Source organism: Enterobacter sp. 3U4 (genome assembly GCF_057224565.1).
Genome location: NZ_CP136665.1, coordinates 4,062,089 through 4,074,384, shown reverse-complemented (window position 1 = coordinate 4,074,384; position 12,296 = coordinate 4,062,089). Strand labels below are relative to the sequence as shown.

Sequence of the window (12,296 nt, the reverse complement as noted above, 5' to 3'; positions counted from 1 at the left end):
AAAGGCAGGTTCTTTAAGGTAAGGAGGTGATCCAACCGCAGGTTCCCCTACGGTTACCTTGTTACGACTTCACCCCAGTCATGAATCACAAAGTGGTAAGCGCCCTCCCGAAGGTTAAGCTACCTACTTCTTTTGCAACCCACTCCCATGGTGTGACGGGCGGTGTGTACAAGGCCCGGGAACGTATTCACCGTAGCATTCTGATCTACGATTACTAGCGATTCCGACTTCATGGAGTCGAGTTGCAGACTCCAATCCGGACTACGACGCACTTTATGAGGTCCGCTTGCTCTCGCGAGGTCGCTTCTCTTTGTATGCGCCATTGTAGCACGTGTGTAGCCCTACTCGTAAGGGCCATGATGACTTGACGTCATCCCCACCTTCCTCCAGTTTATCACTGGCAGTCTCCTTTGAGTTCCCGGCCGAACCGCTGGCAACAAAGGATAAGGGTTGCGCTCGTTGCGGGACTTAACCCAACATTTCACAACACGAGCTGACGACAGCCATGCAGCACCTGTCTCAGAGTTCCCGAAGGCACCAAAGCATCTCTGCTAAGTTCTCTGGATGTCAAGAGTAGGTAAGGTTCTTCGCGTTGCATCGAATTAAACCACATGCTCCACCGCTTGTGCGGGCCCCCGTCAATTCATTTGAGTTTTAACCTTGCGGCCGTACTCCCCAGGCGGTCGACTTAACGCGTTAGCTCCGGAAGCCACGCCTCAAGGGCACAACCTCCAAGTCGACATCGTTTACGGCGTGGACTACCAGGGTATCTAATCCTGTTTGCTCCCCACGCTTTCGCACCTGAGCGTCAGTCTTTGTCCAGGGGGCCGCCTTCGCCACCGGTATTCCTCCAGATCTCTACGCATTTCACCGCTACACCTGGAATTCTACCCCCCTCTACAAGACTCTAGCCTGCCAGTTTCGAATGCAGTTCCCAGGTTGAGCCCGGGGATTTCACATCCGACTTGACAGACCGCCTGCGTGCGCTTTACGCCCAGTAATTCCGATTAACGCTTGCACCCTCCGTATTACCGCGGCTGCTGGCACGGAGTTAGCCGGTGCTTCTTCTGCGGGTAACGTCAATTGCTGAGGTTATTAACCTCAACACCTTCCTCCCCGCTGAAAGTACTTTACAACCCGAAGGCCTTCTTCATACACGCGGCATGGCTGCATCAGGCTTGCGCCCATTGTGCAATATTCCCCACTGCTGCCTCCCGTAGGAGTCTGGACCGTGTCTCAGTTCCAGTGTGGCTGGTCATCCTCTCAGACCAGCTAGGGATCGTCGCCTAGGTGAGCCGTTACCCCACCTACTAGCTAATCCCATCTGGGCACATCTGATGGCAAGAGGCCCGAAGGTCCCCCTCTTTGGTCTTGCGACGTTATGCGGTATTAGCTACCGTTTCCAGTAGTTATCCCCCTCCATCAGGCAGTTTCCCAGACATTACTCACCCGTCCGCCGCTCGTCACCCGAGAGCAAGCTCTCTGTGCTACCGCTCGACTTGCATGTGTTAGGCCTGCCGCCAGCGTTCAATCTGAGCCATGATCAAACTCTTCAATTTAAGTTTGATGCTCGTGAATTAAACTTCGTAATGAATTACGTATGTTCACTCAGAGACTTGGTATTCATTTATTGTCCGAAGACATTAAGAATCCATGTCACTTTGAGTGCCCACACAGATTGTCTGATAAATTGTTAAAGAGCAGTGCCGCTTCGCTTTTCGCAGCGGCGCGGGGTGTGCATATTACGCTTTCCCGCTTCAGAGTCAAGCGTTTATTTTCGCTTTTCTCTGCTGGTGTTCATCTCTGAACCCCGCTAACCCGGCGGCCTGTAAGCCGTTGTTCCGTGTCAGTGGAGGCGCATTATAGGGAGTTATTCCGATGTGACAAGAGGAAATTTAAAAAAAGTTTTCATCCGCGTTTTTTTTCACCAACAGAGGTGAAATCAAGCTACAAATTGTTCTATTTGATGTATCTGCAACCATAATCACATTCGAGGTGGCATAATTATCAGCATGAATCTTTAAGGAATAAAAGCGATGCCATTAAGCGCACAACAGCTGGCCGCCCAAAAAAACCTGTCGTACGTGCTGGCAGAAAAGCTCGCTCAGCGGATTTTAGCGGGTAAATATGCCCCGGGTAGCATCCTGCCGGGTGAAATGGAGCTGGGTGAGCAGTTTGGGGTAAGCCGTACCGCGGTTCGCGAGGCGGTGAAAACCCTGACGGCAAAAGGTATGGTGCTTCCACGCCCGCGTATTGGCACACGCGTGATGCCACAGAGTAACTGGAATTTTCTCGATCAGGAGCTGCTCTCCTGGTGGATGACGGAAGATAACTTTCACCAGGTCGTCGATCACTTTCTGGTGATGCGCAGCAGCCTTGAACCTCAGGCATGTCTGCTTGCCGCCACGCTAGGAACGGCAGAGCAGAAAGCGCAGCTTAACGCGTTGATGGAAGAGATGGTGTTCCTGAAAAAGCACTTCAACCGCGAACGCTGGGTTGAGGTCGATATGGCCTGGCATGAACACATCTATATGATGAGCGCCAATCCGTTCCTCACCTCTTTTGCCTCTTTATTTCATTCGGTGTATCACACCTACTTTACCTCTATTACACAAAACGAAGTGGTAAAACTGGATTTGCATCAGGCAATAGTGGATGCCATCCAGGAAAGCGACGGGCAGCGAGCCCTGAGTGCGTGCCAGGCATTGCTGGCCGCGCCAACCCACCAGCAGGTAAATAAATGATAAAGAAAAAAGCGCGCAGCATGGCCGGATTGCCGTGGATTGCAGCCATGGCGTTTTTTATGCAGGCACTGGATGCCACCATCCTCAACACTGCGCTTCCCGCTATTGCGCAAAGCCTTAACCGCTCCCCGCTGGCGATGCAGTCCGCCATCATCAGCTACACGCTGACGGTCGCAATGTTAATTCCGGTTAGCGGCTGGCTGGCCGACCGCTTTGGCACCCGCAAAGTTTTCATGCTGGCCGTAACGCTCTTTACGCTCGGTTCGCTGGCCTGCGCGCTCTCCTCGTCCTTAACGGAGCTGGTTATCTTCCGCGTATTACAGGGCATCGGCGGCGCGATGATGATGCCCGTGGCGCGCCTTGCCTTACTACGAGCCTATCCTCGAAGCGAACTGCTTCCCGTGCTCAACTTCGTCACCATGCCGGGACTGGTCGGCCCGATACTTGGCCCGGTACTCGGTGGCGTGTTTGTCACCTGGGCAAGCTGGCACTGGATTTTCCTGATTAATATTCCGATTGGCGTTGCGGGGCTGCTGTATGCCCGCAAATATATGCCGAACTTCACCACGCCACGGCGCAGCTTTGACATGGGCGGCTTTTTCCTGTTTGGCCTGAGCCTGGTACTCTTCTCCAGCGGGATGGAGCTGTTTGGCGAGAAGATCGTCGCGACGTGGATGGCGCTCTCCGTTATCCTCGGCGGTATTCTGTTATTCCTTCTTTATATACGTCACGCGCGCCGTCACCCAACGCCGTTAATCTCCCTGGGGCTCTTTAACACCCGAACGTTTTCCGTAGGGATTGCAGGGAACATTGCCTCGCGTCTGGGGACGGGTTGCGTACCGTTCCTTATGCCATTGATGCTGCAGGTGGGTTTCGGCTACCCGGCCCTGATTGCTGGCTGCATGATGGCGCCCACGGCGATGGGCTCGATTCTGGCAAAATCAACCGTGACACAGGTGCTGCGCTGGTTTGGCTATCGTAAGACGCTGGTTGGTGTGACGGTCTTTATCGGTCTGATGATTGCGCAGTTCTCGCTGCAGTCCGCCGCGTTACCCGTCTGGATGCTGATCCTGCCGCTGTTTGTGTTGGGCATGGCGATGTCGACGCAGTTCACGTCGATGAACACCATCACCCTCGCCGATCTGACTGACGAGAACGCCAGTAGCGGCAACAGCGTGCTGGCGGTAACGCAACAGCTGTCGATCAGTTTAGGGGTTGCCGTGAGTGCAGCGGTGCTGAGGTTTTATGAAGGTTTTGACAGCGCGAATACCGTTGAGCAGTTCCACTATACCTTTATCACCATGGGCGCACTTACCGTGATATCGGCGCTGGTCTTTATGCTGTTAAAACCAAAAGACGGCCGAAACCTGATTAAAGAGCGTCACAAAGAGAAAGCTAAACCGAACCGCGTTCCATCAGAACAGGAGTAAGCTGCAGGCGTTGCTGCTGCAGCGTGGGCTGAGCCATACGGTGAATCAACACATCTATGGCCAGCTCGCCCAGCTCATCTTTTGGCTGATGGATGGTGGTGAGCGGCGGCGTCATATAGCTGGCCAGCTCGATATCATCGTAGCCGATTACCGCCATATCGTGGGGAACACGCAAACCGGCCTGATATAACGCCTGATAGGCACCAAACGCCATGGCGTCGTTGCCGATAAACACCGCCTGCGGACGCTGAGGCTGCGCCAGCAGCGTCTGCATCGCTTCAAAACCACCGTGAAACTCAAAATCACCGGTAATACGGTACCCTTCCGGCACGGAAAGTCCCGCCCGCGCCATTGCGGCGAGATACCCTTCCAGACGCAAACGCGCCGGGGTTTTATCCAGCGGACCGGTAATACAGGCGATGCGGGTATAGCCTTTATCAATCAGATATTGAGTCGCCATATCACCGCCCAGCAGGGAGTTATCCTGAATGAGATCGCTGGTGCCGTCGAACGGCGCCCAGTCCATCATCACAGTGGGAATGGAGGGATAGCGCTGGATGATCTCTTTCGAAGGCTGGTGCGTTTCAGTACAAAGCAGCAGTAGCCCGTCGACGCGTTTTTGCATCAGCGTTTCCAGGTTACGGTTCATGCGCTGCTCATCACCTTCGGTATTGCACAGCACCAGGCTATAGCCACGCTCAAAGCAGCTGCGCTCCACGCCGCGAACCAGCTCAGAATAAAAGGGGTTGGTACTGGCAGTGATCAGCATACCGATAGTACGCGTCTGGTTGAGCTTAAGGCTGCGCGCCAGCGCAGACGGCGCATAGTTGAGTTCTTTTACCGCAGCTTCGACTTTCTCCCGAATCGCCTCGCTGACGAAGCGATCGTTGTTTATAACGTGGGAGACCGTCGAGGTAGAAACGCCCGCCATGCGGGCGACATCTTTCATTGTGGCCAAGCGTTACCCCTGCTGACTTAAGAATTCATCGATCTCTTTTCGCCACGGAACGGAAGGCTGAGCGCCCTTGCGCGTCACCGCAATCGCGGCGGCAGCGTGTGCGAAGCGGATGGCGTCATCCATTCTCTTGCCTTCCAGCAGCGCGGTCACCAGCGCACCATTGAAGGTATCTCCCGCTGCGATGGTATCAATCGCTTTGACCTTAAAGCCCGGCACGCGACGGCCTTCGCCATTGACGCTTGCCCACACTCCACGGCTGCCCAGGGTGATGATCACCGTTCCGATGCCTTTGTCGTGAAGCGCACGCGCCGCTCGGGCGGCATCGTCATCATTTTCTACGCGAATGCCCGTCAGCTTTTCGGCTTCGGTTTCGTTAGGCGTAATGATGTCCACCAGCGCCAGTAGCTCGTCTGATAATAGACGAGCTGGGGCCGGGTTAAGTACGACAGTGGTATGATTTTCATGCGCAATTTTGGCGGCGGCCAGCACGCTTTCAACCGGTGATTCCAGCTGCATCAGCAGGGCTTCGGCTCCGCCGATGATTGTACGTTGCGCCTCTACGCGTTCCGTCGTCAGCGCAGCGTTAGCGCCAGCATGAATACCGATAACATTCTCACCTTCCGCGTTGACGAAAATCAGCGCCACGCCGGTCGATTCCCCTGCAACAACGCTGACCGGTGCAATATCGATATTATCGCTCGCCAGCTGCTTGCGTACGCGCTCACCGGTATCGTCATCACCCGTGCAGGCGATAAACGCAATATTTGCCCCGCTGCGGCCGGCGGCAACGGCCTGGTTTGCACCTTTACCGCCGAAGGCCACTTGATACTGGTTACCCGTGACGGTTTCGCCCGGTGTAGGGAATGATTCAAGGTTAAGAATGTGATCGGCATTGATACTGCCAAGGACGACGAGGTTGCCTGCGGTTTTCATGGTTGGGTTGTCCATCTGAGAGCGCCACCGGTGTTACCCGGTGGCGTATGCCACACTTTTCTTTATTGGTGTCCCTCAGGCAGCCAGCGACTGCCTGATTCGCCTTTTACTGCTTGATGACCAGCTTCAGGTCAACCGGGTATTTGGCCTGAACTTTTTCGCCCTTCAGCACTTTGTCGGCAGTTTCAACGCCAGTGGCGCCAATCTGCTCAGGCAGCTGAGCGATGGTCGCAGCCAGTTTGCCATCGTTTACTGCTTTTTCACCATCCGGCGTGCCGTCAAATCCGACAACCATCACATCAGATTTACCAGCGGTCTGCAGGGCACGCAGCGCGCCGAGCGCCATTTCATCGTTCTGCGCGAATACCGCCTGCACGTCAGGATGTGCAGTCAGCAGGTTCTGCATAACGTTCAGACCTTTAGTACGGTCGAAGTCCGCAGGCTGGCTCGCCAGCACGTTGAATTTGTGCGCAGCCACAGCCTGCTGGAAGCCTTCACCACGCTCGCGGGCTGCAGACGTACCGGCAATCCCCTGCAGTTCGATAACTTTCGCGCCTTCGCCGGCTTTCTTCGCGATGTAATCACCCGCGATTTTGCCGCCCAGCACGTTGTCAGACGCGATATGGCTCACCACGTCGCCTTTGGTTGCCTGACGGTCCAGGGTGATTACCGGTATCTTCGCCTGGTTTGCCATTTTCACGGCGTTACCTACGGCATCGGAATCGGTTGGGTTGATCAGCAGGATTTTAGTGCCGCGAACGGTTAAGTCCTGAACGTTAGCCAGCTCTTTCGCCGGGTTGTTCTGTGAATCCAGTACCACCAGGTTGTAGCCCAGTTTGTCCGCTTCTTTCTGCGCTCCGTCCTTCAGAGAGACGAAGAACGGGTTGTTCAGGGTAGAGACAACCAGCGCGATGGTATCTTTCGCCATGGCGTTAGCACTTACGGTTGCGCTCAGCGCGACAGCAGAAACCAGGGTAGCCAGTTTTTTCATGTTCATATCTAAGATGTCCTGTAGTGTCGTCAGTTACTGTTTTTTGTTGTCTACCAGTACCGCCAGCAAAATCACCACTGCCTTAACGATCATCTGGTAATAGGAGGAAACACCTAACAAATTCAAACCATTATTCAGGAAACCGAGAATTAGTGCGCCGATCAATGTCCCAACAATGCGACCTTTACCGCCCGCAAGACTCGTACCGCCCAGAACCACTGCCGCGATAGCATCCAGCTCATATCCCGTACCCGCCGTCGGCTGCGCGGAGGAGAGGCGCGCCACTTCGATGATACCTGCCAGTGACGCCAGCAAACCGCACAGGGAGTAAACGATAATTTTGACTTTATTAACGCTGATACCGGACAGGCGCGTTGCCGCTTCGTTACCGCCCAGCGCATAGATGTAACGGCCCAGACGGGTATGGTGCAGCATGTACCACGCCGCCAGGAAGACGATAGCCATGATCCAGACCGGGGTCGGAACACCCAGCGGGCGACCAATACCGAACCAGCCAAACAGATCGGCGTTATCGGTGAAGCCGGTATTGACCGGGCTGCCGTTGGTATAAACCATGGTCACCCCGCGCAGCAGCAGCATCATTACCAGCGTCGCGATGAACGCCTGAACGCGGCCTTTTGCTACAATCACGCCGGTTACGGCACCAATCGCCGCACCTGCAGCCAGCGCGGCGGCCACGGCCACCAGCGCGTTAACTTCAATCCCGACAATCGAAGCGGCGATCGCGCCGGTGAGCGCCAGCAGGGAACCGACGGACAGATCGATACCTGAGGTCAAAATCACCAGCGTCATGCCGACCGCCATAATGGCGTTCACCGACGTCTGCTGCAGAATGTTGAACAGGTTATTAACGGTGAAAAAGTTCGGGCTCATGGTGGACACAATCGCGATCAGCACCAGCAGGGCAATCAGCGATTTTTGTTCCATCAGCCAAGCCTTTGTGAAATAGCGGCGACCAGAAACAGCCTGGGTTGTCATCTTCTTACTCCTGATTCACGCGATTAAGCTTGCCCACAGCGGCAGCCATCAGAACTTCCTGGGTGGCCTGCTCGCGAGTGAATTCACCGCCGAGATGCCCTTCATGCATGACGATAATGCGATCGCTCATGCCTAATACTTCTGGCATCTCGGAAGAGACCAGAATGATGCTCAGACCGTCGGCCTTAAACTGGTTAATCAGCTGATAGATCTCTTTCTTCGCGCCCACGTCCACGCCGCGGGTTGGCTCGTCGAGGATCAAGACTTTCGGGCGCGTCATCAGCCCGCGCGCAATCGCCACTTTCTGCTGGTTACCGCCGGATAATAGGCCAATCGCCTGCTCCATCGACGGGGTTTTAACGTTAAAGAGACGGATGAAATCGCTCACCGCCTGCTGCTCATCTTTATGCTTCAGGCTACCGCCGCTATGGCTGAAATAGCGCAGCGCGGTCAGGGACATGTTCTCTTTTACCGACATGCCCAGCACCAGGCCGTCGCGTTTGCGGTCTTCGGAGATATAGACAATGCCGTTCGCCAGACCATCCTGCGGAGAGGGGGTGACCACTTCATGACCGTCAAGGGTGACATAACCGCTGGTGCGCGGCAGTGCGCCGTAGAGCACTTTCATCAGCTCGGTACGTCCCGCCCCCATCAGGCCCGCCACGCCCAGGATCTCGCCCTGGCGCAGGGTAAAGGTGACGTCGTTCACACCCGGACCGCAGAGGTTGTCCACCTTCAGGCGGATCTCACCCGGCGCTTTATCCAGATGCGGATACTGATCTTCCAGCTTACGTCCCACCATCATTTCGATGAGCGTATCTTCAGTCAGCGTCGCCACTTCGCGTTCGGCAATAAACTGCCCGTCGCGGAAAACGGTGACGTCGTCGCAGATCTCGAAGATCTCTTTCATGCGGTGAGAGATATAGACAATCCCGCGCCCCTGCAACTTCAGCTCGCGGATAACGCGGAACAGGGATTCGGTTTCGGTATCGGTCAGGGCGTCGGTCGGTTCATCCATGATGATGACCTTCGACTCAAAGCTCAGCACCTTCGCGATTTCCACCATCTGCTGATCGCCGATGGAGAGATCGCCGACCAGCCGGTCGCTCTTAAAGCGCAGGTTCAGCTTCGCCAGCAGCTTATCGGCTTCGGCATACATGGTTTTCCAGTCGATCTTGCCGAACCGGTTAACAAACTCGCGGCCGAGGAAGATATTCTCCGCAATGGTGAGCTGCGGGATCAGGTTCAGCTCCTGATGAATAATGCCGATACCCGCTTCCTGAGAAGATTTCGGGCCAGTGAAGGTGGTTTCTTTACCCAGCCAGACGAGTGAACCGGCATCGCGTTGATAGATACCGGTCAGCACTTTCATCATGGTGGATTTACCGGCGCCGTTTTCGCCCACCAGCGCCATCACGCGCCCGGGGTAGACGTTCAGCGCCGCGCCGGAGAGGGCTTTTACGCCCGGGAACGACTTATCGATCCCTTTGAGTTGCAGTAATGCGTCCATGATGGCCTCAGAAGGTGACGCCAGCACAGAGAATGATATTCGCATACGGGGAACACTCCCCGCTGCGAATCACCGCCTGACTGTCTGCGGTTTGTTGTTTGAACTGTTCGTGCGTCGTGTAACGAATTTCTATGGTGTTTCCCTGGTGTTGTTGCAGCTGCTCAAGATGGCTGAGCAACGTTTCGTGGAGTTGCGGATTATGTTGTTTGATTTCCGCCGCGAGAATAGCCGCCTCAACCTGCATCTCCGCGGTCACCACGTCCAGTACCTGCATAAACGAGGGTACGCCCTGCGTTAACGCCATATCGATACGGGTTGTGCTGCGCGGAACCGGTAAGCCTGCATCGCAAACCACCAGCGTATCGGTATGCCCAAGACGGGAAATAACCGATGAGATTTCTGAATTGAGTACAGTGCCTTTCTTCATTTTCTTGCTCCACTAGCGAAACGTTTCGCTAAAAGGAGTGTAGCGCCAGAAATGTTCAGAAAACCATCATGAAGTAACAGATTTGTGATCGACGTCGAAACGTTTCGCTAAGTGAAATAGAGTGGAGATAAATGCAAAACGGTAACCCCCAGGTTACCGTTTTTTATGTTTGCGCCCTCTCCCTGTGGGAGAGGGTCGGGGTGAGGGCATCAGGCCGCACAAAGACCTAAATCTCGACCTGCGTACCCAGCTCTATCACGCGGTTAGGCGGGATCTCAAACTGGTCAGGCGCGCGCAGGGCGTTACGCTGCAGGATGAGGTAAAGCTTGCCGCGCAGGCGCAGATACCACGGGCGCTTGCCGATGATCAGCGACTCGTGAGACATAAAGAACGACGTCTCCATCATCCGACAGCTCAGCCCTTCCAGGCCGCAGCGGTGGAACACCTCTTCAACGTTTGGCGTTTCACGCCAGCCGTAGCTCGCCACCACGCGCCAGAAGGTCGGCGACAGCTGCTCGATTTGCACGCGACGCACGTTGTGAACGTAAGGCGCATCTTCGGTGCGCAGCGTCAGCAGGATCACGCGCTCGTGCAGCACTTTGTTGTGCTTGAGGTTATGCATCAGCGCGAACGGGATGACGTTCAGGGCGCGAGACATATATACCGCGGTCCCCGGCACGCGAACCGGCGGGGATTTCTCCAGAGAGGCGATCATCGCCTCCAGAGAATTGCCGTGCTCATGCATGCGCCGCAGCAGGCGGAAACGCTCGCTTTTCCAGGTGGTCATGACGATGAACATCACCAGACCCAGCGTCAGCGGCAGCCAGCCGCCGGAAACAATTTTGTCGAGGTTCGCAGAGAACAGCGGCACGTCAATACACAGGAAGCCCACCAGAATCATCGCCACGAGGAATTTATTCCAGTGCCAGTTTCGGTACGCCACCGTAGTGGAAAGAAGCGATGTCAGCACCATCGTACCGGTTACAGCAATACCGTACGCCGCCGCCAGGTTACTAGAGTGCTCAAAGCTGACGATGACAATCACAACCGCGAAATAGAGCAGCCAGTTAATGAACGGGATATAAATCTGACCAGACTCCATCTCTGAGGTATGGATGATGCGCATCGGCGAGAGATACCCCAGGCGCACGGCCTGGCGCGTCAGAGAAAACACGCCTGAAATCACCGCCTGAGAGGCAATGACGGTCGCCAGCGTCGCCAGGATCAGCATCGGCACCAGCGCCCAGTCAGGCGCCAGCAGGAAGAACGGGTTCTTTATCGCTTCCGGATTTTTGAGCAACAGCGCGCCCTGGCCGAAGTAGTTCAGCACCAGCGACGGCAGTACCACAATAAACCAGGCCACGCGGATAGGCAGTTTCCCGAAGTGCCCCATGTCAGCATACAGCGCTTCAACGCCGGTGATGGAGAGCACGACCGCCCCCAGCGCCACGAAGGAAACCACTTTGTATTCGAGGAAGAAATGCACGGCCCAGTAAGGGTTCAGCGCCTGCAGCACTTCCGGGTTCGCGATAATACTGCGCAAACCAAGCGCCGCCAGGATCAGGAACCAGGCCAGCATAATCGGCGCAAACAGTTTACCCACCAGCCCGGTACCGTGCTTCTGGATCACAAACAGCAGCGTCAATACGATTATCGCCAGTGGGACCACCCACGTATCAAGCTGCGGTGCGATGATTTCCAGCCCCTCTATCGCCGAAAGGACCGAAATCGCGGGCGTGATAACCACCTCTCCATAGAAGAAGCTGCCGCCAATCAGGCCGATAATCACCAGCACGGAGGTCATTCTGGCGGAGGTGTTGCGCCCTGCAAGGGACATCAGGGTCAGGATCCCGCCTTCACCCGCGTTGTCAGCGCGCATAACGAAGGAGAGATATTTCACAGAAACTACCAGGATCAGCAGCCAGAAGATGAGGGACAGGAAGCCAAATACGGCATCGCGCTCAACACCAAAGCCAAACTGGCCGGACAGACATTCACGAAGCGTATAAAGCGGGCTGGTGCCGATATCACCGTAGACAACCCCGATCGCCGCAAGCGTTATTGCGGGTAATGATTGCTTATTATCAGTGCTCATAGACTAGTCTTTTCGTTTGAATAACAAATGTGTTCCTGGTCCCTTGGCCCACAAAAAGCGCACAGTATGCACGATTCAATGCAAAATCGTACCCCTAAATGCAACCGCATTAATGTAGCGCAAAGAAAATTGCGCCGCACTTCAGTCTATTACCAGCCCTGACTGAAACGTCTATACTCGCTTCAATTGGCCGCCACGACGGCGAAAGG

Annotated in this window: 9 protein-coding genes and 1 rRNA gene; 2 read left to right on the top strand and 8 right to left on the bottom strand. The window is 55.2% G+C overall.

Annotation, left to right across the window (positions count from 1 at the left end; translation table 11 throughout):
- Positions 1-19 precede the first annotated feature (19 nt).
- A 16S ribosomal RNA gene (locus RVY89_RS19440) occupies positions 20-1,559 on the bottom strand.
- Positions 1,560-2,036: 477 nt separating this feature from the next.
- On the opposite strand from RVY89_RS19440, the gene RVY89_RS19435 reads away from it, so the two are divergent.
- Both RVY89_RS19435 and mdtD read left to right on the top strand, forming a co-directional pair.
- Positions 2,037-2,744, top strand: a complete 708-nt coding sequence (locus RVY89_RS19435) for a FadR/GntR family transcriptional regulator (RefSeq protein ID WP_023309775.1) — start codon at positions 2,037-2,039, stop codon at positions 2,742-2,744.
- Entirely contained in the window at positions 2,741-4,174 is a 1,434-nt protein-coding gene (gene mdtD / locus RVY89_RS19430; protein ID WP_484826193.1) for a multidrug transporter subunit MdtD, read from the top strand. Before RVY89_RS19435 ends, mdtD begins: the two co-directional genes overlap by 4 nt.
- Here mdtD and rbsR read toward each other — a convergent pair.
- From rbsR to kup, 7 genes are all read right to left on the bottom strand, one after another.
- Positions 4,140-5,132 carry a ribose operon transcriptional repressor RbsR gene (rbsR, locus tag RVY89_RS19425; RefSeq protein WP_484826192.1) on the bottom strand — a complete coding sequence of 331 codons (993 nt, stop codon included), beginning with the start codon at positions 5,130-5,132 and terminating at the stop codon, positions 4,140-4,142. The genes mdtD and rbsR overlap by 35 nt on opposite strands.
- 3 nt (positions 5,133-5,135) lie before the next feature.
- Positions 5,136-6,065 (bottom strand): ribokinase, encoded by a 930-nt coding sequence (gene rbsK, locus RVY89_RS19420; RefSeq protein ID WP_484827961.1) that lies wholly within the window; start codon positions 6,063-6,065, stop codon positions 5,136-5,138.
- A 106-nt stretch (positions 6,066-6,171) separates the two neighbouring features.
- Complete coding sequence (rbsB, locus tag RVY89_RS19415) at positions 6,172-7,062, bottom strand: ribose ABC transporter substrate-binding protein RbsB (protein ID WP_008503498.1); 891 nt, start codon at positions 7,060-7,062, stop codon at positions 6,172-6,174.
- A 27-nt stretch (positions 7,063-7,089) separates the two neighbouring features.
- Positions 7,090-8,055, bottom strand: a complete 966-nt coding sequence (gene rbsC, locus RVY89_RS19410; protein ID WP_006808742.1) for a ribose ABC transporter permease — start codon at positions 8,053-8,055, stop codon at positions 7,090-7,092.
- A gap of 4 nt (positions 8,056-8,059) precedes the next feature.
- Positions 8,060-9,565: a ribose ABC transporter ATP-binding protein RbsA gene (gene rbsA / locus RVY89_RS19405; RefSeq protein WP_484827960.1), complete on the bottom strand. Its 1,506-nt coding sequence runs from the start codon at positions 9,563-9,565 to the stop codon at positions 8,060-8,062.
- Positions 9,566-9,572: 7 nt separating this feature from the next.
- A complete protein-coding gene (gene rbsD, locus RVY89_RS19400; protein ID WP_008503495.1) occupies positions 9,573-9,992 on the bottom strand; it encodes a D-ribose pyranase in 420 nt (139 codons plus the stop codon).
- 226 nt (positions 9,993-10,218) lie between these two features.
- On the bottom strand, positions 10,219-12,087 hold the full coding sequence (gene kup / locus RVY89_RS19395) for a low affinity potassium transporter Kup (protein WP_371899829.1): 1,869 nt from the start codon (positions 12,085-12,087) through the stop codon (positions 10,219-10,221).
- Between the last annotated feature and the right edge of the window lie 209 nt (positions 12,088-12,296).